Below are 21,273 nucleotides of genomic sequence, written 5' to 3'. Positions count from 1 at the left end.
CCGTATGTTTCCGCACCGCAGAGAACACCGCGCCCGACGCACCCCGCTCGGCGCCCTGTCACTCGCCACCGCCTGCCTGCTCCTGGCCACCCCGGTCACCCCGGCCGGTGCCACGACCGCCGGCCCCGGAAACCCGGACGCGCACTGCGCCGGCCGCGCCCTGGTCCGCGTACCCGGCGCCGCCCGTCAGCGGGCCGACTGCCTGGACGAGCTGACCACCGCCGGAACCGTCGCCTCCGGCCACACCGACCCCGCCGACTACGCGGGCCTCACCCCCAAGGACCTGCCCACCCCCACGGGCGTCCCCGGCATCCAGATCGACGGCTACTTCCCGGACACCTCCACCACCAACACCAACCACGGCTGGCACCACGACTCCCAGTTCGTGATCCGGCTGCCCGACCACTGGAACGGCGGCCTGGTCGTCGCGGGCACCCCCGGCAACCGCGAGCAGTACGCGGGCGACCGGGCCATCGCCGACTGGGTCCTCGCCCGCGGCTACGCCTACGCCGCCACCGACAAGGGCAACACCGGCACGGCCTTCCACCGCGACGGCCGCCGGCCCGGCGACGCCATCGCCGAATGGAACACCCGCCTCACCCAGCTCACCCGCGCCGCCCGCACCGTCGTCACCCGCCGCTACCACCGGCCCCCCGCCCGCACCCTCGCCACCGGCCTGTCCAACGGCGGCTACCTGGTGCGCTGGCAGCTGGAGCACCACCCCGAGCTCTACGACGGCGGGGTCGACTGGGAGGGCACCCTGTGGCGCGCCGACGGCCCCAACCCGCTCACCTTCCTGCCGGCCGCCCTGCGCCACTACCCCGACCACGCCGCCGGCGGCCCCCGGGCCGCCGAGGCCACGGCGGCGATGCACCGGGCCGGCTACCCGGCCGGCTCCGAGTTCCTGTGGCCGTACCACCACCAGGTGTACTGGGACCTCACCCAGCGCCTCTACCGCGAGGAACTCGACCCCGGCTACGACGGCGCCACCGAGGCGGGCACCCCGTACTGCGCCCCCGGCACCCCCGGCTGCGACGCCGACTACGCCTACCCGGCCCGCCCCGCCGCCGTCCACCGGGCGGTCGGCCGCATCGCCCTGACCGGCCGCATCGGCAAACCCCTGATCACCCTCCAGGGCACCCTCGACCTGCTGCTCCCCATCAGCCAGGACTCCGACGTCTACGCCCGCATGGTCCACGCGGCCGGCCGCGGCTCCCTGCTGCGCTACTACCGCATCGAGGACGGCACCCACACCGACGCCCTGGCCGACGTCTTCCCGGACCGGCTGCGCCCGATGGTGCCCTGCCACCGGGCCGCGTTCACCGCCCTGGAACGCTGGATCGCCGGAGCGGGCCGTCCCCCGGCGGACCACACGGTCGCCCGGCCGGCCGGCGCGGACCGGGCCACCCTGCTCACCAGCTGCCCGCTGCGCTAGCCGGTCTGCCGGGCGCCCACAGGTCACCTGGCGGTGCCCGGGCACGTACCATGGCCGCATGTCGTTCCTCCGCCGCCGCAGCGCGACCCCCGCCGGACCCGACTTCGACGTGCTGGCCATGGACCCGGGCGACTGGCCGGGCAATCTCGGCGCGGGCCTGCTGCCCGCCCCCGACGGCACCTGCCAGGGCGTCTTTCTGCGCTACGACCTGTTCGGCGGACGCGGCCCCGCCATGATCATCGGCAACCTCCCGGAGGGCTCCCCGGCCCGAGACGTCGCCGAGGGCGAGATCCCCTTCGAGGTGGGACAGCTGCTGCTGGCGCTGGAGAACGACGAGGACGTCACCGTCGTCGGCACCGAGGACACCCCGGTGCTCCAGGGCGACAACCTCCTCATCGTGCGGCGGCTGAAGCTCTCCGAAAGCCGCATCTCCTGCGTCCAGTTCGACCGCAGCGACGGCGTGCTGGTGACCATCGCCGCCTGGGACCGGCCCATCACCGACGACCTGTACGCCCTGCTGAAGCCGCTCCCGGCGGAACTGTTCCAGCAGGGCTGAGGCCTCACCGGCGGGCCGCGGCCCCGTCCTCGACCGTCACGTCCGCGGCCCGGACGAAGGCGACCCGGTGGCCGTACTGGATCTCGTAGTACCGGTCCTCGCCCACCACCACCCGGTGCGCCTCGGGGGTGAAGGTGACCGCGTAGTAGTACTCGCCCGGCATCTCGTCACCGATCACGTACCGCTGCCCGGCCGGGATCGTGTAGGGCAGCGGCACCACCGACTGGGCGGGGACACCCGCCGGATAGGCCGCCTTCTCCGGGTAGGCGCGGCCGTACACCGGGACGCTCGCCAGGCCCTCGCGCGGGGTCACCACCAGCCCCCTCGCGGGCACCGCCGTCCGCTGTCCGGCCGGGTCGCGGAACCAGGCCTTCTGCCCGAGGTACCAGACGGCCGTCCAGTCGCCCCAGCGGCCGGCCACCGCGTACTGCTGGCCGGTGGAGACCCGCGAGGACAGATCGTTCACCCCGTCGGTCGGGTCCGTCCTCAGCCCGATGTCCCTGACCAGCGGCGCGCTCTCGTCGTGGTCCGTGTGCAGCCGCACCTCGCCCGAGCCGTGCGCCGGGCACGGCTCGCCCTTGGTGGTGCAGCCGGTGTACACGGGCCGGTTCGTGTCGTAGTCCGGCAGCACCGTCAGCACCCCCGAGTGGGGGCCGGCCGTGCGCCGCAGCGGCCGGCCCAGCAGCCGGAAGTAGTGCCGCCAGTCCCAGTACGGGCCCGGGTCCGTGTGCATGCCGGGGATGGTGGAGGCGGTCGGTCCGGGCACGTTGTCGTGGCCCAGGATGTGCTGCCGGTCCAGCGGGATGCCGTACGTCCTGGCCAGGTAGCGCACCAGCCGCGCCGAGGAACGGTACATCTCCTCCGTGTACCAGGCGTCCGGAGCGGCCAGGAAACCCTCGTGCTCGATACCGATCGACCGGGCGTTGACATCCCAGTTGCCCGCGTGCCAGGCCACGTCCTTCGTTTTCACATGCTGGGCGATCAACCCATCGGTCGAGCGAATCGTGTAGTTCCACGACACATACGTGGGGTCCTGGATCAGGTTCATGACCCCTTCCCAGGCGCCCTCCGTGTCATGGATGACGATGTACTTGATCTGCTGGGAGGCCGCCCGGTCGCCGAGGTCGTGATTGCCGTAATCGTTGTCGCCGAACTCCTCGTACGGTGCCGGGACCGAGGTGCACGCGACCGACCGGGGACACTCGGTGCCGTCCGCCGGCAGCGTGCGCAGGCCCGAGCGCCGCAGCCGCCCGGCGTCGGGGGCCGGCCCGGGCCGGGCGGCCAGGGTCACCCGCTGGCCGTCGTCCGTGACCCGCTCCTCGCCGGTGCGCAGCACGTCGTACACGTCGTCGGCGTACGCGGTGGCGGTCGCCGTGTCGTCGGCGCCGGAGAACCGGGCCACCGCGGAGTACCAGTCGGCCGGGTCGGCGCTCGCCGGTGCGCCCAGCTCCCTCTGCGCGGCGGCGAGCAGCGCGGCACCGCCGGCCACGTTGGCCGCCGGGTCGGAGCGCAGCCGTGCGGCCGGGATACCGGTCAGCTCGGCGGCCTTCGGCAGCGTCCGCAGCCGGGCCGGGACCGCCGAGGGCGCCGGAGCCCCGGCCGCGGGGCGTGATGCCGTGAGGTGCAGTGCGGCACGGGCGGTGTCGCCGCGGGGATCCTCCGCACCCCCGGCGAAGTGCTCCCCGGCGAAGTGTTCCGGGGCGGACCGCGCGGCGGTGGCGAGCGCGGTGGGCGCGTCGGTGAGGTGCATCGGGCCGTAGCCGCCCGTCACACTCGGCGCACCGCCGTGGCTGTCCCAGCGGGACTGGAGGTAGGAGACGGCCAGCAGCACGCTCTGCGGTACGTGGTAGTCGGCCGCCGCGGTGGCGAACGCCTGTTGCAGACGGCGCGCGGAGGAGTCCGGGGCGGGATGGGCGGGAGCCGCGCCGAGCAGGGACAGCAGCAGGGCCGCGGAGGCGGCGAGCGGGACGGCGGCCCGCAACGGCCGTCTGTGGCCGACCGGGGCCGGGGGAGCGATGGCGGGTCCTCGCAAGACGGCCTCCAGTGAAGGGCGGGGCGTGCGGCGCAGGATGGCTCAGTCGTACCGGTTCGCCGACGACCCGTCAATGAGGCTGCTACAAAGGCGACTTGACACATCACGGAGGGCTCGGGTGATCCGTCCCGGGAAGTGGGACTGGCCGACTGGTGCGAGTGGCGGGTCCGGGAGACGCGACACGGCATCCTCCTGGCCGGACCGACCCTGCTGAGCGCGGAGGAAGGCGGACGCCGGACCGCCTTGTGCGGGCACCACTCAGCCCCGAACAGTGGCGTCGTGTCCAGCCCGGCGATGTGATCACCCTGCACGAGGGCGGACCGGCTGTCCGCACGGCCGTGATCATCCAGGTCACACCGCCTTCCGACCCTGAGCGCGAGGAAGATCAGCAGGCGCGGGCCCCGGGGATTCGAGGTGCTCGGCAGGCGGGGCAGCCCGGGCGGCCCAGGCTGGTCGCGCGACGCCCGCAGGGGGAAGGACACGCGTCGTCCACCGCTCGGCACGCCCGGCAGGCCGCGCGGTGCGCCGCCGCTGGGGCGCACCGCGCGGCCGGTCTCCGTCGTCAGCGGGTGCCGACCGCCGCGCGCACCGCCCTGCGGGCCAGCTGGCAGTCGTCGTGCAACCGCCGCAACAGCAGCCGCTGTTCCTCGCCGGACGGCACGGCACCAGGCAGCGTCGTGCCCGGGGGCACCGGGGCCGCCTCCTGCATCGAACGCTGCACGGCTGTCTCGTACGTGCGGATCTCCCGGGTCAGCAGCAGCATCAGGTTCACCAGGAAGGCGTCCCGGGAGGCCGGGCCCGCCGACTGGGCGAGCTGGCTGATGTGCCGCCGGGCCACCGGAGCGGCGTCCCCGAGGACCAGCCACAGCGTCGCCAGGTCGTACCCCGGCAGGTACCAGCCCGCGTGCTCCCAGTCCACCAGCACCGGACCGGCCGGGGACACCAGGATGTTCGACAGCAGGGCGTCGCCGTGACAGAACTGGAGCATGCCCTGCCGGCCCACCTCGTGGGCGATGCCGTGCAGCAGCTTCTGCAGGTCGCCGAGGTCCCGGTCGGTGAGCAGGCCCAGCTCGTGGTAGCGGGAGATCCGGGCCGCGTAGTCCAGCGGCATGTCGAACGTGCCCGCCGGGGGTCGCCAGGCGTTCACCCGGCAGATGGCGCCGAGCGCGGCCCGGATGTCCGCGCGCGGCGGTGCCTCCATCGGATGCCGCTGGAACGCCACCGGACGGCCCGGCAGCCGTTCGATCACCAGCGTGCAGTTGTCCGGGTCCGCCGCGATCAGCCTCGGCACCCGCACCGGCGGCCGGTGCCGGACGAACGAGCGGTATGCGGCTATTTCCTGCCGGCTCCGCTCCACCCACGCCGGCGAGTGGTCCAGGAGACACTTGGCGACCGCCGTACCGCGCCCCGTCGTCCCGACCAGAAGGACCGACCGCCCGCTCTGCCGCAGCACCTGCACCGGCACGAACTCGGGGCAGATCCGCTGCACCGAGGCGAGTGCGGCCCGCAGCCGCGCGCCCTGCGGCCCGGACAGGTCCAGCCGCCCGCTGAGCGGGGGGGTCCCGGGCCGTCCCGGCACCCGCCGCGGCCGGCCCACCCCCGGCACCGGGACGCCGGGACGCGCCACCGGGTCCAGGTACGGCCCGCCACCCGCAGGACGGGAGCGCAGCGGCCGGGCCGGGGCGGACACGGAGGACGATGCTGCGTACATGGGAAAGACAGATCCCTTCGTGTGCCTGCTGTGCCTGCCTGTACGTCCGCACTCCGAACCCGTGCTCGCGGGTGCGTGCCCCGTGAGCGTGGTTTCGGGAGCGTACGCCCACCCGACCCGGCCCTCCGGGCACACCCTGGGGAATGTGCCCGGCATGTGCGACCGGATGGCCGTCACCGGGAGGTGGCGGACCAGGTCGGGGTGGCGCTTTCCTACCTGACACCCGATGAGTGGTGGCACACCATCTGGCGCACCCTGGCGAACCGTGGCGAATAGTCGCCCGGCAACCCGCACCCGGCTACTGTCAACTCAGCCGAGAACCTGGGGGCTTGACGTGAGCGGACGACCCAACACCCGCCTTGCGGACCTGTTCGGCCTGGCCGGCTGGTCGAAGGGCGAACTCGCGAGACTGGTCAACCGGCAGGCGGCGGCCATGGGCCACCCCCAACTGGCGACCGACACCTCCCGGGTGCGGCGGTGGATCGACATGGGAGAGATCCCGCGCGATCCCGTGCCGCGGGTGCTGGCGGCCCTGTTCACCGAGCGTCTCGGCCGTGTCGTGACCATCGAGGACCTCGGTCTGGTACGGCAGGGGCGTGCGGGGAAACGGCAGGGCGACGGGATCGAGGAACACCCCGACGACCTGCCCTGGCCGCCCGAGCGGACCGCCGCGGTCCTCACCGAATTCACGGGAATGGACCTCATGCTCAACCGACGCGGCTTGGTGGGCGCGGGTGCCGCGCTCGCCACGGGCTCCACACTCAGCGGTGCCATGTACGAATGGCTGCACACCGACCCGGCCCTCAGGGCCGATGCCCCTGTTCTCGACGACCCCCTGCACGTCGACCCGGCCGGGTTCGACCGCTACGAGGCCGCCCCCGTCGGATCCCAGGAGATCGAGGCGCTGGAGCGCTCGGTCGAGGTGTTCCGCGCCTGGGACGCGGCCCGTGGCGGCGGCCTCCAGCGCAAGGCGGTGGTGGGCCAGCTCAACGAGGTGGGCGGCATGCTCGCATACCACCATCCCCCCCACCTCCAGCGGCGCCTGTGGGGCGTCGCCGCCAACCTCGCCGTCCTCGCCGGCTGGATGTCGCACGACGTCGGCCTGGAGCCCACGGCGCAGAAGTACTTCGTGATCGCCGCGCACGCCGCCCGGGAGGGGGGTGACCGGCCGCGCGCGGGGGAGGCCCTGTCCCGGGCGGCCCGGCAGATGGTGCACCTCGGCCGTCCGGACGAGGCCCTGGACCTGATGAAGCTGGCCCAGTCCGGCGCCGGGGACCGTCTCCAGCCGCGTACGAAGGCGATGTTCCACACCATCGAGGCGTGGGCGCAGGCGGCGATGGGCAAGGGCCAGGCGATGCGCCGCACGCTCGGTCAGGCGGAGGACCTGTTCGTCTCCGACCGGTGGGACGCGGCGACACCGGACTGGATGCAGACCTTCAAGGACGAGGATCTGTACGGCATGTCGGCGCTCGCCTACCGCACCCTGGCGGAGTTCGACCCGAACGCGGCCGGAACCGCCCAGCACTACGCGCAGAAGGCCCTCGCCCTGCGGGTGGACGGACGGGAGCGGTCGAAGATCTTCGACCATCTCTCCATGGCGTCGGCCTGTTTCATCGCCGACGACCCCGAACAGGCCGACCGCTACGCGCGCCTGGCCCTGATGGCGATGGGTTCCAACTCCTCGCGCCGGACCTGGGACCGGCTGCGGGAGATGTACCGGCTGACCGCGCAGTACGCCGGCTATCCGAGGATCCAGGAGCTGCGCGAGGAGATCAGAGTCTCCCTGCCCAAGCAGCGGGCCAGGAAGGACGGTTCCGACGCGCAGGTGTAGGGGACCCGCGCGCCGCCCGGCCCGCCGGGCCGGTTGTCGTCATGGGGTGACCTTGGCGGCGAGCACGCACGCGTCGTCCTCGCGCCCGGGGCCGCCGAACTCCTCGACGACCGTGCGCACACAGTCCCGTGCGGTCTGCGCGGGGCCGAACCGGGGAGCGAGGCCGAGCAGCCGGTCCACGGCCGCCGTCCCGTCGTGTTCCGGCAGCAGCGCGCCGGTGTGCAGCAGGAGCAGATCGCCCGGGCGCAGGGTGACGGCGGACTCTTCGTAGCGGGCGCCCGGGGAAGCGCCGAGGGGAGTGCCGTCCGGCGCGTCCAGCAGGCGTCCCGTCCCGTCGCGGTACAGCAGCGGGGCGGGGTGTCCGGCGCGTGCCCACAGGAGGGTGCGGGTCGAGGGGAGGTAGCGGCAGCAGACGGCGCTGCCGAGGGCGGGCTGCGCGGCGGTGTCGAGCAATCGGTTCAGCAAGGTGAGCAGCCGGCCGGGCCGGGTGCCGGCCATCGCCATGCCGCGTACGGCGCCGAGCAGCATCGCCGTGCCGGAGGCGACGGCCACGCCCTGTCCGGTGAGGCCGCCCACGGTGAGCAGGGTCTGGCCGTCGGTCAGTTCCAGCGCGTCGTGCCAGTCCGCGCCGATCAGGGTGGCGGTCGCGGCGGGGAGGCGGTGGGCGGCCAGGTCCAGGGCCGCCGGCCCCTGGTGCGGCGGCCGCAGGGAGCCGTGCCAGGGCGGCGGCACGGCTTCCTGCGGCCCGGCCGCGCCGCGGTGCCCGGTCCGCTCCCGCCGGCGGTGCCGGTGCAGCGAGTCACGGGTCTCGGACAGGGTCCGCTGGCTGCGGCGCAGTTCGCTGACGTCGCGCAGCACGGCCCACATGGAGGTCGTGCCGCCGTCGGCGCCGAGCACGGGTTCGCCCATCATGTGCACGGTCCGTACGGTGCCGTCGGGCCGTACGACGCGGAACTCGCCGTCGATCGGCTTGGCGTCGACCAGGCAGGCCGTCACCATCTCGGTGAGTTTCGGCCGGTCCTCCGGCAGGACCAGACCGGGCAGTTCGTCCAGCGTGAGGGCGGGGCCGGCCGGGTCGAGTCCGAGGATCCGGTACAGCTCCGCGGACCAGGTGGCCCGGTCCGTCAGCAGGTTCCACTCGGCGCTGCCGACACGGGCGAGCAGCGAGCCGTCCGGGGTGGCCGGCGGCGGGGCGGGCCGGGCGGGACCGGGCGGCGGGCCGTCCCGCAGCTGGGCCAAGTGGGCGTCGATGTCGTTCAGTTGGCGCAGGGCGAGGTCGTACAGGGCGCGCTGCCAGCGTTCCTCGGGGTCCGCACCGTCGCCGCGGGAGTCACGCCGTACGGCGTCCACGTCGCCCTTGAGTCGTCGCGTCTGCCTTATCAGCGCCTCGACCGACCCACGGCCGGGCGGCTGGGCGGCGGGGTGGTCCGCGGAGACTGGGGACGGCATGACGCACTCCGGAATGGGGGGATGGTACGGCGGGCGACGGCGGGGACCGTTACGACTCTGGCACAGCCCGCGACCGCCTGTAAGGGATTTGGCAACACACGTTACGCTGGTGCCTCAGGCATATGCCAGAGTCCTTCAGGGGGGATTCATGGGGACGAAAGGCGTGCCCACCGCAGTGCCCAAGTCGTAGGAATCGTACGTGTGTTGGGGGAGACGGGCGGTCCGGGCCCGGGGTTCGGGCGGGCGTTCGACACCGTGGTGTTCCTGGGAGGGCCGGAGCGGCCGGTACCTACCGAACTCTGACCGGAATTGACGGCATGCGACCGGCCCTCGCGGACTCCTAATGAGCATGGAGACCACCGTCGCACAGCCCGCCCACGCCCGCCTCGTCGCCGCCGGGGACCACGAGGTCCCGGTGCCCGCCACGCTGCGCTACACCGCGGACGACCCGCTCGCGGTGTACCTGGACTTCCCCGCCGAGGCCGCCCTGCACGGCGAGGAGGTCACGTGGATCTTCGCGCGCTCCCTGCTCGACGAGGGACTGGGGGCCCCGGCCGGCCAGGGGGACGTGCGGATATGGCCCTACGGCCGCACCGGGACCGTCCTGGAACTCCACTCGCCGCACGGGATGGCCCTGCTGCTCTTCCCGGCCCCGGAGCTGCGCTGCTTCCTGCGGCGCACGTACGAGGTGGTGGCGGGCGGTGCGGAGGACGTGACGGGGGTGGTGGAACGGGGGCTGAGCGCGCTGTTCGGCGGTGTGTGAGCCGGCGGTGCCCCCGGTCGCGCCGGTCCCGGCGTCAGCGGCCGGGCCGGGCGTACAGCGCTGGGCGCGGGGCCGCTTCGACGGCCACCCGGGCACCGGTCTCCAGGGACCGTACGCCCGCCTCGGCGACCACGGACGCCGCGTACCCGTCCCAGGCGCTCGGGCCGGTGACCTCGCCGCGCCGGGTGGCGTCGACCCAGGCCTGCACCTCGCGGTCGTAGGCGTCGGCGAAGCGGACGAGATAGTCCCGCGCCACCTCCTCGCGGGCGCCGTCCCGGGTGGTGACCACCATGGTGTGCGCCTCGCCGATCCGCGCGCTGCCCGCCTCGCACACCGCCTCGCAGCGCACCTGGTAGCCGAAACCGCAGTTGACGAAGACCTCGACGTCCACCAGGGCCCCCGACTCGGTCTCGAACAGCACGAACTGCGGATCGGACAGGCCCTCGGGCGCGCGCGAGGACGGCGTGGGCCGCAGCACGGTGACCGCCGTCAGCTCCTGTCCGAGCAGCCAGCGGGCCGCGTCGATCTCGTGCGACACCGAGCTGTTGATCAGCATGGCGCTGGTGAAGCCGTCGGGTGAGGAGACATTGCGGTGGGTGCAGTGCAGCATCAGGGGCCGGCCCAGACCACCGCCGTCCAGCAGCGCCTTCAGCCGCAGGTACTCGGCGTCGTAGCGGCGCATGAAGCCGATCTGCACCAGCCGGCGGCCGAGCGCGGCCTCGGCCTCCAAGACCCGCAGGGCACCGGTGGAGTCCGGCACCATGGGCTTTTCGCACAGCACCGGCAGCCGGCGGGCGAAGGCGGCGAGCAGGGCCTCCTCGTGCGCGGGGCCCGGGGAGGCGATCAGGACCGCCGTCACACCGGGCGCGTCCAAAGCGGCCAGTGGGTCGGTGTGCACGGTGACCCCGGTCAGGCCGGCCACCGCCGCCTCGGCCCGGGCGAGGTCGGGATCGGCGACGGCCGCGACCCTGGCGCCGCTCACCACCCGATCGAGGCGCCGTATATGGTCCGCCCCCATGTGCCCGGCACCCAGTACCGCCACACCCAGCAACTCACCCACGCGCACGCTCCCTCACGCCGACGATCAGGCCGTAGCGTACGCGGGGGGTGGGTTACGGGCTGGAGTCTTGCGGCTCAGTACCGCAGCACCCCGGCGATGCCGTCCGCGTCGCCCAGTGTGCCGTCCGGGACGAAGCGCACGTCGGCGCCGGTCTCCAGGCACTGCTCGACGATCTCGTCCACGATGTCGTCGCGGGCGTCCAGGTCGCCGGGCCGGGCCGGTTCCAGGTGCTCGCCGGTCTCGCGGACGGTCGTACGGTAGTTCTCCTCCACGGCGAGCAGCCGGACGCGGCCGTCCCGGGCGCTCTGCCACAGCTCGTCCACCCCGGCCGCGTAGGCCCGGCGCCCGCGCGCCGAGGTGAGCTCCCGCAGGACGGACGCGGCGTTCTTGCGGGACTCCTCCTCCAGGACCGGGCGGATGGCCTGCCACACCGCTTCCGGACCGGCGTGGGCCAGCCCGCCACGCCCTATCGGCACGGCGTGGCGCGCGACGGTGCCGGCCTCCTCCATCAGGGACAGCGCCGCCTGCTCGCCGGTGATGTACAGCGGCCGGGGCGCCTCGCGCAGGACCCTGCTCATGGCGGTGTCCGCCTCGCGCAGGAAGCGGCGCGTGCCCTCGTCGCGGAACGTGCTCGGCTGGTCGCCGATCCGCATGAGCCGCTCGGCGTCGAAGTTCTCCCGGGCGCGCGTCAGCGGGAAGCCGCCCCAGTGCTCCTCCACGACGCGGCCGGCACCGCCGTTCCACAGCGTGACGCGGTCGGCGGAGAGCGACAGTACCCAGAAGGGCCGCTCGGCAGCGTGGGCCGACACCAGGTTTCGGGTCAGGAAGGTGTCCGACAGCACCACCCGTTCGGGCACGGGCCGGGCCAGGGACCACACCTGGTGCTCACCCGGCGCGGCGAAGATCACCAGACCGTCCTCGGGGTGTGACAGGTCGACCTCGGCCAGGGCCCGGTCGAGTTGTGCCTCGACGTCGGCGCGGCGCTCGCGGGTGACGGAGGGATCGGACTCCAGCCGTCGGCGCGCCTCGGTCAGCGCGTTGCGCAGCCGGACCTGGTCCTGGCCGTCCCCGCGTTGCCGACGGTGCGTCGGGGTCAGCACGGAGACCGCCGGATAGGGGCGCGGGCGGCGCAGTTCGGCAAGGGTCGCGGGACTCAGTGCGTGCTCCATGACAGCACGATAGGGCGGATTCACCATTACGGCATTCGGGGTAATCCGGACCTCTGCGGCAGTCTCCTGTCCGGACTCTCGCGGCATCGCCGTACGCCTCCGGGATCTGTCCGCCCGGTTTCAGATCGCGAAGACGTAACACGCCGTTTACTTGAGGAAGTTTTTGCCTGTGGCCGGTTCCTGTCGGTCGATGTGCGACTACATGCCGATCCGTCGATTTTGCTGAGGCAAAACGCGGCCGAAACCGTGAACCGGATACCCGTCCGATGTTTCCGGCGCGTTGACTCGGCCGGACGCCTGACGGACGCTCGATATAGATGCTCGATACAACTGGTTTGCCCGGCCGGCCTCCCGCTCCCGAGGAAAACGCAGGTGAGCGGGGGTCTGCCGGCGGCCGGAGGCAGGAGGTAGCGCATGTGCGGCATCACCGGATGGGTCTCCTTCGACCGTGATCTGACCGCCGAGGCGGCCGCCTTGGAGGCGATGACCGAGACGATGGCCTGCCGGGGCCCGGACGACCGGGGCACCTGGAGCGAGGGGCCCGCCGCCCTGGGGCACCGCCGGCTCGCCATCATCGACCTGCCCGGCGGCCGTCAGCCGATGTCCGTGCCCACCCCCGAGGGCACCGTGGCCATGGTGTACTCCGGCGAGGCGTACAACTACACCGAACTGCGCCGGGAACTCACCGACCGTGGCCACCGGTTCACCACCGACTCCGATACCGAGGTGGTGCTGCACGGCTACCTGGAGTGGGGCGACGCGGTCGCCGAACGGCTCAACGGCATGTACGCGTTCGCCGTCTGGGACGGCCGGTCCGACAAGCTGGTGATGATCCGCGACCGCATGGGCATCAAGCCCTTCTACTACTACCGCACCCCCGACGGCGTCCTGTTCGGCTCCGAGCCCAAGGCGATCCTCGCCAATCCGCTGGCCCGGGCCCGCGTCACCCTGGACGGCCTGCGCGAGCTGTTCGTCATGATCAAGACGCCGGGACACGCCGTCTGGGACGGCATGGCCGAGGTCGAACCCGGCACCGTCGTCACCGTCGACCGCTCCGGCCTGTCCACCCGTGTGTACTGGCGCCTGGAGACGCGCCCGCACACCGACGACCGTGACACCACGATCGCCACCGTGCGCTCGCTCCTCGACGACATCGTGCGCCGCCAGCTGGTGTCCGACGTGCCGCGCTGCACCCTGCTCTCCGGCGGACTCGACTCCTCGGCCATGACCGCGCTCGCCGCCCGGCAGCTCGCCGCGCACGGCGAGAAGGTGCGCAGCTTCGCCGTCGACTTCGCCGGACAGGCCGACAACTTCGTGGCCGACGAGCTGCGCGGCACGCCCGACACCCCCTTCGTGCACGACGTGGCCCGGCTCGCCGGCACCGAGCACCAGGACATCGTGCTCGGCTCCGACGCCCTCTCCGACCCCGCGGTGCGTGAGCGGGTGATCCGGGCCCGCGACCTGCCGTCCGGCCTCGGTGACATGGACAGCTCGCTGCTGCTGCTCTTCCGCGCGATCCGCGAGAAGTCCACGGTGGCCCTGTCCGGCGAGTCCGCCGACGAGGTCTTCGGCGGCTATCTGCAGTTCTTCGACGAGGAGGCGCGGCACGCCGACACCTTCCCGTGGCTGGCCACCATGAGCCGGCACTTCGGCGAGGATGCCGATGTGGTGCGTGCCGATATAGCCAAGGCCCTGGACCTCGAAGGCTATGTGGCCGACGGCTACCGCACCGCCGTCGCCGGCATCGACCGGCTGGACGGCGAGAGCGACTTCGAGTACCGCATGCGGCGGATGAGCCATCTGCACCTGACCCGCTTCGTACGCATGCTGCTGGACCGCAAGGACCGCATGAGCATGGCCGTCGGCCTGGAGGTCCGGGTGCCGTTCTGCGACCACCGGCTGGTCGAGTACGTCTACAACACGCCCTGGGCGCTGAAGTCCTTCGACGGCCGGGAGAAGAGCCTGCTCCGGGAGGCGACGGCGGATCTCCTGCCGAAGTCCGTGTACGACCGGGTGAAGAGCCCGTACCCGTCCACCCAGGACCCCGGGTACGCCCGCGCGCTCCAGGAGCAGGTCAAGGAGCTGCTGGCCCGGCCCTCCCACCCCGTGTTCGACCTGCTCGACCGGGGCCGGGTGCGGGCGGCCTGCGAACGCGACACCCCGGTGAGCACCCAGGCGGCCCGGCGCGGACTGGAACGCACCCTGGACCTCGCCGGCTGGCTGGACCTGTACGCGCCGGAACTGGTGCTCGGCTGAGCCGGTGCGCCGGCCCCGCCGTGAACCGGGACGGGCGCCCGGTCCACCGCGGGGAGCCCGGTGCTCAGCCCAGCCCGATGATCCGGTCCGCGGCCCGTGCCGTCGGCTGCCACCAGGTGGTCACCGGCTCCCAGACGAGCACCTGCCGTCCGGTGCCGAGCTGCCCCGCACCGAAGGACCGGCCCCAGTGCGCGGCCGACGCCGCCACCGTGACCGAGTCCGCCCGGCGGGCCTCGGGGTCCTGCGGGTCGCCGATGGTCCGCACGGCGGCGTAGGCGGTACCGCCCGCCGCCAGCCGGTAGCCGCCGGTGCCGCCCTCGGGCACCGGCAGCGCGGCCCCGTCCAGGTCGCCGAAGGTCACCGTGGGCACACGGTCGACGACACAGGCGCGGGCGGTGCGGTTGGTGACGCTGACCCGCAGCACGGTCGGGTGGCCGGTGGCGGCCTTCGCCCGTATCGTCAGCGCCCGCTCGGTGCACTGGGCGGCCCGCTCGGGGCCGGCGGCGGCCTGGCTCTGCGGCGTGCTCAGCAGCACGGCCGCAGCGGCGGCGGATACGGCGATGGCGGCGCGGATGGGCATGAGGGTGTCCCCCTGTCGTGGTCGGGAGCGGGACGCTGGGCCCGGCTCGCGGAACGGGACGACGGCCCCGGGCCGGACGCCGTGGGCGAACGGCGGCCGGAACCCGCCTGCCCTGTGTGACGGCCGGAGCGGCCGGGAGGTTGCCCCGGTCCGAGGGCCCTCACCCGGTCGTGTCACGTCCGGCACCGGCGGCGGGCACGCGGCCGTCAGCCGGCGTCCTCCGGGCCGTCGGCCGCGGGGGCGTTGGCCGGGCAGGAGCCGCCGCCGGGCGGCAGCGTGCCGTAGAGCAGGAAGTCGTTGACCGTGTGGTGCACGCACATGGAGGAGGAGTACCCGGTGTGGCCCTCACCCTTGTTGTCCAGCACCACCGCCGAGGGGCCCAGCCGGCGGGCGGTCTCCACGGTCCACCGGTACGGCGTCGCCGGGTCACCGCGTGTGCCGACGAGCAGCATCTTCGCCGTGTGCACGTCCTTGACCCGTTCGCGGATGAAGTCGGTGCCCTTGGGGCGGCCGTAGCACAGCAGCAGCTGGGTGAGGCGGTACCGGCCGAAGACCGGTGAGGCGTGGTCGTACGCGGCCCGCAGTGTCCGCATCTCCTCGGTGAGCCGCGCCGCGTCGGGCCGGTCGGGGTCGTCCGCGCAGTTGATCGCCAGCAGCGCGGCCGGCAGGTTGTCGGCGGGGACGTCGGCGGCGTCCACCAGTCCGCCGTCCTCGCGATGGTGGGCGGCGGACGCACCGGTGCGGTCGCGGTCGTGGGACGGGCCGGTGCGGTCCGTGCCGTAGCGGGCGGGGGGCAGGCCGATGCCGCCCGTGGCGAAGCCGAGGAGCCGGCGGGTGTCGCCGTCCTCCACCAGGGAGGCCAGTGCGCGTTCCAGCGGGGGCCACGTCCGCTTGCTGTACAGGCCCTGCGCGAGGGCACCCACCAGATCCTGTCCGGTGAACGAGGCGCCGAAGTCCGTCGGCACCGGGTCCCGGTCCAGCGAGCGCACCAGCCGGAGCACCTCGTCCCCGGCCCGGCGCCGGTCCTGCCCGAACGGACAGCCGACATCCGTCGTACACCAGTCCAGGAAGTCGTCCAGTGCCTGCTGCTGCCCCTCGGCGCCCGCCAGGCCCTGTTCGGCCGGCGACTCGGTCAGCGTGTCCACCCCGTCCAGGGCGAGCCGGCCGACCTGGTCCGGGAACTGCGCCGCGTACACCGCGCCGAGCCGGGAGCCGTAGGAGAAGCCGAGGTAGTTGAGCTTCTTGTCGCCGAGCGCCTGGCGGATGACGTCCAGGTCGCGGGAGGCGTTCACGGTGCCGATGTGCGGCAGCACCGGGCCGGAGTTGCGCGCGCACTCCTCGGCCACCTGCCGCAACTGCCGCAGCAGGGCCTGCGGTTGGCCGGGCGCCGGGTCCTGCCTGGGCACCGCGGGGACCGCGACGCCGCCCTCGCCGCAGCTGACGGGGGAGGAGCGGCCGACGCCGCGCGGGTCGAAGGCGACCACGTCGTAGCCGTCGGTGAGGTCCATGAACTGCCTGCCCTCGGCGGCCAGTTCGGGGATGCCGGCGCCGCCCGGGCCGCCGAAGTTCAGCACCACCGAACCGTGTGACGGACCGGTCGCGCGGTAGCGGGCCAGCGCCAGGTCGAGGGTGCCCGCATCCGGCCTCGCGTAGTCGAGCGGGACGGTGACCTTCGCGCATTCGAGGTCCTTGGGCATGTCCGGGCCCGGGCAGCCGGCCCAGGCCGGCCGCTGCTGGTAGAAGCGGGTCAGGTCGGGCTGCGGCCGGTCGGCGGCGGCCGCGGGCAGCCCGGCTCCGAGCAGCGCCAGGGCGAGCACCGAGGCACCCGCGCAGCGCCGCACTAGGGGCCGCGTGGACAGCATGGCCAGCATCGATCGCCTCCCGGGGCACGCCCGCCACGGGCCGGGGGCGGCGCCCTCGGATCACCATAAGCGGCCCCCTCCGGGTCCGCCTCCCGAAGAGCGGGACGGCACCCGCCGTCGTATCCTGCGCACTCTCCGTGCCCGTCGGTGTTCATTCGATGGCTTTACGCGCGGTTCGATAACAGTGCCGCTCGATGGGGTGAAAGACCGATAAGCCATAACTCGGATGGTTCACACGCGTTTTAGGTGGTGCGGGTGAGTGCCCGCGCGATGTCTGGAAGGCAGGGAACCTATGAGACGGGCTACCCGAAACGGTGTGATCGCCGTCGCCGCCGCGTCCGGTGCGATGGCCGTGGCGCTCCCGGTGTCCGCCGCCTTCGCGGCCGACGGGGCCGGTGCCCGGGGCACGGCGGCCGGCTCGCCCGGACTGATCTCCGGCAACGGCATCCAGCTCCCGGTGGACGTGCCGGTGAACGTCTGCGGCAACACGGTGGACATCGTGGGGCTGCTCAACCCGGCCATGGGCAACGCCTGTGCGAACACCGGCAAGGCGCGGGCCGACGGCCCGGGACACGGTGGGGCGCCGTCCCGGCCCGGCGGGGCGACCGCCCACGGCGGCACCGCCGACTCGCCCGGGGTGGTCTCCGGCAACGGCATCCAACTGCCCGTCGACCTCCCGGTGAACATCACCGGCAACACCGTCGACGTGGTCGGCGTGGGCAACCCGGTGTTCGGCAACCAGTCGGTCAACGGCCCCGGCGACATCCACCGGCCCGCCCCGCACACCCCCGCCCGGCACACGCCGGCCCCCAAACCCCGGGCCCCGAAGCCGCAGCCTCCCACCCGGACCCACCCCGCCCCGCACGCCCCGAGCCCGACCGTGTCCGCACTGGCCCACACCGGAGCGGACGCCACCGCCCCCGCCGCGGCCGGAAGCGCCGCGCTCATCATCGCGGGCGCCCTCCTCTACCGCCGCTTCCGCCCGGCCCGCCCCCACTGAACCAGCGTTTCCGCCGGGCCCGCCCCGCGGATCCGCCGCTTCCGCCCGGCCCGCCCCCGCTGTTCCACCGACCCGGCGCGGACCGGACCCGGGACACCCGGGGCGTCCGGGCGTGGCGACGGTACGGGTGCGACTACGACTCCGGGCGCCCACCCGCCGACGGCGCCGCCCATGACGGTGACCGCGAGCCGGCGGGCCCATACGTACGCGCCCGCCGGCGGCGGGCCCCAGCCCAGGTGGGCCCGCCAGATGCGCGTCGGCCGATCTCCCCGTGGCGCGGCTCACGTTGATCCGGAAGGATACTGCGGGCGGCCGGCCGAGGGCCGCGCCGTACGGACAGCCCGACCCCGACGGAAACGGAGCGCACCGATGACCTCTGCGGCCCCCCAGGACCTCGTCGTCACCCAGGCCACCCTCGCCGACTGGCCGGTGATCAGCGGGTGGGCGGCGGCGGAGGGCTGGAATCCCGGACGGTCCGACGGCCCCGCCTTCTTCGCCCAGGACCCCGAGGGATTCTTCCTCGGCCGGATCGACGGGGAGCCGGTCTCCGCCATCTCCGTGGTCAACCACGGACCCGACTACTCCTTCCTCGGCTGCTACCTGGTCCGCCCCGGCCTGCGCGGCCGGGGACACGGCCTCACCACCTGGAAGACCGCGCTGGCGCACGCCGGGAACCGGACGATCGGCCTGGACGGGGTGGTCGCCCAGCAGGACAACTACCGTCAGTCCGGCTTCCGACTCGCCCACCGCACCATCCGGTTCACCGGCCCCGCTCCCGAGGCCGAGCCGCCCGCCGGCGTCCGCCCCGCCGGGCCCGCCGACCTCGCCGCGATCACCGCCTACGACAGCGCCTGCCACCCCGCCGACCGCCCCCGGTTCCTCGCCGAGTGGCTCACCACGCCCGGCCACCGCGCCGTCGTCCGCGACCACGACGGGCACCTGACCGGCTACGGCGTGATCCGCCCCGGCCAGGACACGCTGCGCATCGGCCCCCTCTTCGCCGACACCGACGCCGACGCCCGGGCGCTGTTCGCCGCCCTCACCGCCGACGTGGCCGGCCGCGAGATCGCGATCGACGTGCCCGAGCCGAACGCTGCGGGCGTCGCCCTCGCCGAACAGGCGGGCCTGCGGCCCTCGTTCGAGACCGCCCGCATGTACACCGGCCCGGTGCGCGCCTACGCCCAGGAACGGGTGTTCGGCGTCACCACGCTCGAACTCGGCTGACCCTCAGTCGAGTCGGGCCCGCCCGGCGTGGAAGCGGCGGTGCAGTTCCCGTACCTCGTCCACCAGCTCCGGCACCGGGCCCGCCACGGCCACCCCCGGCGCGATGTCCCGCACCGGCAGGGTCCGCACGGGCGGTGCGGGCACGCCCAACTCGGCCAGGATCCCGGCGAGTTGCACGGAGGAGACGACGTACACGATCCGGCCGAGCCCGACCCAGGCATGCGCCGCCGCGCACATCGGGCAGTGCTCACCGGAGGTGTAGACGGTCGCCGCCGCCCGCTCCTCGGGTGTCAGACGCGAGGCCGCCCAGCGGGCCAGCTCGAACTCGGGATGCCGGGTGCGGTCCCCGTCGGCCACCCGGTTGCGGTCCTCCGCCAGTACGGTCCCGTCCCCGGCCACGAGGACCGACCCGAAGGGCTCGTCACCGGCGTCCAGCGCCTCCTCGGCCAGTTCGACACAGCGGCGCAGATACCGCAGCTCACCGTCCCGGACCATCGGCTCACCTCCGTAGGTCATGATCTCCGGCCGGGCACATTACGGCCACCGCACCCGGCCCGGCCAGGGGCTTTGCCCCGGGGGCGAAGGCGCGCCGCCCGGTCGGGAAGGTGTACCGCCGCCTCGGCGCGACCGTACCGAGCGCCGGCGGCACCGGCGGGAGAGCCGGCCACGGCAGCGCCCCCGCGCCCGGCCGGTGTGCCACGTCGTCCATCCGCCCCCGGCGGCGCTCCGGCGCGCTCGCGTCTCCACCGGAACCCCCTGTTCACCCACCCTGGTCGCCATGTACATTTCAGCCAACCGACGCGCGGAGGACACCCCAGTCCGGTTCTACGCGCGCAGACTTGGCGCCCGCACCGCCTCTCCCCACCCTTCACGGAGGTTCGACGGATGCTCGGACGGAAAAGATCCCGCCGCGGTGGCACCACCGCCCTGGCCGGTGCGGCGCTGCTGCTCACCTCGGTCGCCGTACAGGCCGGTACCGGCACCCCCGCCCACGCGGCGACCACCCACCGCATCCTGTTCGACAACGCCCATGCCGAGACGGCCGGCAACGCCGACTGGATCATCTCCACCAGCCAGCCCGACCCGCTCGGCCAGGACTCCTCCCCGTCCGCCGAGACCGACTGGACCGGGGCCCTGTCCTCCTGGGGCGTCGCGCTGCAGAAGACCGGCGGCTACAGCCTGAAGACCCTGCCGTCGGGCTCCAGCCTCGGCTACGGCGGCACCTCCGCCACCGATCTGTCGAACTTCGACACACTCGTCCTGCCCGAACCCAACACGCTCTTCACCAGCGCCGAGAAGACGGCGATCATGAACTTCGTCAAGAACGGCGGCGGACTGTTCATGATCTCCGACCACACCGGAGCCGACCGCAACAACGACGGCTACGACGCGGTCGAGATCTTCAACGACCTGATGACGAACAACAGCGTCGACTCCACCGACCCGTTCGGCTTCTCCGTCGACTCGCTGAGCATCGGCTCCGACCACCCGGCCGCGATCAGTGACGGCACCGACCCGGTACTGCACGGCTCCTTCGGCACCGTCACCAAGAGCCTGATCGCCAGCGGTACGACCGCCACCCTCAAGCCCGCCGACAACCCCGGCGTCAAGGGCCTGCTCTACCGCACCGGTTACTCCGGGAACACCGGCGCCTTCTTCGCCACCAGCACCTTCGGCAGCGGCCGGGTGGCCTTCTGGGGCGACAGCTCCCCGGTCGACGACGGCACCGGCCAGTCCGGCAACACCCTCTACGACGGCTGGAACGACACCACCGCCACCAACGCCGCCCTCGCGCTCAACGCCACCGAGTGGCTGTCCGGCGCGAGCGGCACCGGCGGTGGCACCGGCGGCGGCTCGACGACCTGCACCGCCGCCCAGCTCCTCGGCAACAACGGCTTCGAGTCCGGCGGCACCGTCTGGACCTCGACCAGCGGGGTCATCACCAACTCCACCGGCAAGGCGGCCCGTTCGGGCTCCTACTACGCCTGGCTCGACGGCAACGGCGTAGCCACCACCGACACCCTGTCCCAGTCGGTCGCCCTCCCGTCCGGCTGCGCGGCCAGGCTGACCTTCCAGCTGCACGTGGACACCGCCGAGACCACCACCAGCACGGCCTACGACACCCTCAAGGTCCAGATCCTGAACGGCTCCGGCACGGTGCTGCGCACCCTGGCGACGTACTCCAACCTCGACGCCGCCACCGGCTACACCCAGCGCGCCTTCGATCTCGGCGGCTACGCCGGGCAGACCGTCACCCTGAAGTTCACCGGCACCGAGGGCTCCAAGTACCAGACCTCGTTCGTCGTGGACGACACCGCGCTCGACGTGAGCTGAGCCGGGCCCGG

16 protein-coding genes are annotated in these 21,273 nt (G+C 73.5%); 8 read left to right on the top strand and 8 right to left on the bottom strand.

Annotated elements, in window-relative coordinates; all coding sequences use genetic code 11:
* Window positions 1-4: 4 nt before the first annotated feature.
* The gene (locus IH25_RS0103920) at window positions 5-1,435 is read left to right on the top strand and encodes a 3-hydroxybutyrate oligomer hydrolase family protein (RefSeq protein WP_209445265.1); all 1,431 of its coding nucleotides are present in this window, start codon (window positions 5-7) and stop codon (window positions 1,433-1,435) included.
* A 58-nt stretch (window positions 1,436-1,493) separates the two neighbouring features.
* On the top strand, window positions 1,494-1,991 hold the full coding sequence (locus IH25_RS0103915) for a glycosyltransferase family protein (protein ID WP_030602871.1): 498 nt from the start codon (window positions 1,494-1,496) through the stop codon (window positions 1,989-1,991).
* A gap of 4 nt (window positions 1,992-1,995) precedes the next feature.
* On the opposite strand, the gene IH25_RS0103910 is transcribed toward IH25_RS0103915, so the two are convergent.
* Window positions 1,996-4,023, bottom strand: coding sequence for an N-acetylmuramoyl-L-alanine amidase (locus IH25_RS0103910; RefSeq protein ID WP_030602868.1), 2,028 nt, complete (start codon window positions 4,021-4,023; stop codon window positions 1,996-1,998).
* Window positions 4,024-4,585: 562 nt separating this feature from the next.
* Window positions 4,586-5,734 (bottom strand): aminoglycoside phosphotransferase family protein, encoded by a 1,149-nt coding sequence (locus tag IH25_RS0103905; RefSeq protein ID WP_030602865.1) that lies wholly within the window; start codon window positions 5,732-5,734, stop codon window positions 4,586-4,588.
* A 334-nt stretch (window positions 5,735-6,068) separates the two neighbouring features.
* Between IH25_RS0103905 and IH25_RS0103900 the strand changes: the two genes are divergently transcribed.
* Window positions 6,069-7,565, top strand: a complete 1,497-nt coding sequence (locus IH25_RS0103900) for a DNA-binding protein NsdB (RefSeq protein WP_030602862.1) — start codon at window positions 6,069-6,071, stop codon at window positions 7,563-7,565.
* Between the two features lie 39 nt (window positions 7,566-7,604).
* Here the strand turns inward: IH25_RS0103900 and IH25_RS0103895 are convergent, their stop codons facing one another.
* Entirely contained in the window at window positions 7,605-9,014 is a 1,410-nt protein-coding gene (locus IH25_RS0103895; protein ID WP_030602860.1) for a PP2C family protein-serine/threonine phosphatase, read from the bottom strand.
* Window positions 9,015-9,363: 349 nt separating this feature from the next.
* Here IH25_RS0103895 and IH25_RS0103890 point away from each other — a divergent pair, with 349 nt between their 5' ends.
* Window positions 9,364-9,777: an SsgA family sporulation/cell division regulator gene (locus tag IH25_RS0103890; protein ID WP_030602857.1), complete on the top strand. Its 414-nt coding sequence runs from the start codon at window positions 9,364-9,366 to the stop codon at window positions 9,775-9,777.
* A 34-nt stretch (window positions 9,778-9,811) separates the two neighbouring features.
* Here IH25_RS0103890 and IH25_RS0103885 read toward each other — a convergent pair whose 3' ends face one another.
* A complete protein-coding gene (locus IH25_RS0103885) occupies window positions 9,812-10,837 on the bottom strand; it encodes a Gfo/Idh/MocA family protein (RefSeq protein ID WP_030602854.1) in 1,026 nt (341 codons plus the stop codon).
* 74 nt (window positions 10,838-10,911) lie between these two features.
* Window positions 10,912-12,006, bottom strand: a complete 1,095-nt coding sequence (locus IH25_RS0103880; RefSeq protein WP_030602848.1) for a baeRF3 domain-containing protein — start codon at window positions 12,004-12,006, stop codon at window positions 10,912-10,914.
* 414 nt (window positions 12,007-12,420) lie between these two features.
* Here IH25_RS0103880 and asnB point away from each other — a divergent pair, with 414 nt between their 5' ends.
* Window positions 12,421-14,262 (top strand): asparagine synthase (glutamine-hydrolyzing), encoded by a 1,842-nt coding sequence (asnB, locus tag IH25_RS0103875; RefSeq protein ID WP_030602845.1) that lies wholly within the window; start codon window positions 12,421-12,423, stop codon window positions 14,260-14,262.
* Window positions 14,263-14,326: 64 nt separating this feature from the next.
* Here the strand turns inward: asnB and IH25_RS0103870 are convergent, their stop codons facing one another.
* Together IH25_RS0103870 and IH25_RS0103865 are read right to left on the bottom strand one after the other, a co-directional pair.
* Complete coding sequence (locus IH25_RS0103870) at window positions 14,327-14,842, bottom strand: DUF4232 domain-containing protein (protein ID WP_030602841.1); 516 nt, start codon at window positions 14,840-14,842, stop codon at window positions 14,327-14,329.
* Between the two features lie 206 nt (window positions 14,843-15,048).
* Window positions 15,049-16,713, bottom strand: a complete 1,665-nt coding sequence (locus IH25_RS0103865; RefSeq protein WP_030602838.1) for an alpha/beta hydrolase — start codon at window positions 16,711-16,713, stop codon at window positions 15,049-15,051.
* Between the two features lie 283 nt (window positions 16,714-16,996).
* Here IH25_RS0103865 and IH25_RS0103860 point away from each other — a divergent pair, with 283 nt between their 5' ends.
* Together IH25_RS0103860 and IH25_RS0103855 are read left to right on the top strand one after the other, a co-directional pair.
* Window positions 16,997-17,704, top strand: a complete 708-nt coding sequence (locus IH25_RS0103860) for a chaplin (protein ID WP_107058320.1) — start codon at window positions 16,997-16,999, stop codon at window positions 17,702-17,704.
* A gap of 369 nt (window positions 17,705-18,073) precedes the next feature.
* Complete coding sequence (locus tag IH25_RS0103855) at window positions 18,074-18,928, top strand: GNAT family N-acetyltransferase (RefSeq protein WP_030602834.1); 855 nt, start codon at window positions 18,074-18,076, stop codon at window positions 18,926-18,928.
* A gap of 3 nt (window positions 18,929-18,931) precedes the next feature.
* Here IH25_RS0103855 and IH25_RS0103850 read toward each other — a convergent pair whose 3' ends face one another.
* Complete coding sequence (locus tag IH25_RS0103850; RefSeq protein WP_030602832.1) at window positions 18,932-19,423, bottom strand: nucleoside deaminase; 492 nt, start codon at window positions 19,421-19,423, stop codon at window positions 18,932-18,934.
* A 390-nt stretch (window positions 19,424-19,813) separates the two neighbouring features.
* Here IH25_RS0103850 and IH25_RS0103845 point away from each other — a divergent pair, with 390 nt between their 5' ends.
* Window positions 19,814-21,262 carry a hypothetical protein gene (locus tag IH25_RS0103845; protein ID WP_030602831.1) on the top strand — a complete coding sequence of 483 codons (1,449 nt, stop codon included), beginning with the start codon at window positions 19,814-19,816 and terminating at the stop codon, window positions 21,260-21,262.
* Window positions 21,263-21,273: the final 11 nt, after the last annotated feature.

The sequence above is a fragment of the Streptomyces achromogenes subsp. achromogenes genome (assembly GCF_000720835.1).
GTDB lineage: Bacteria > Actinomycetota > Actinomycetes > Streptomycetales > Streptomycetaceae > Streptomyces > Streptomyces achromogenes.
The sequence above is the reverse complement of the archived record's forward strand: the minus strand, read 5'-3'. Positions and strand labels throughout refer to the sequence as shown.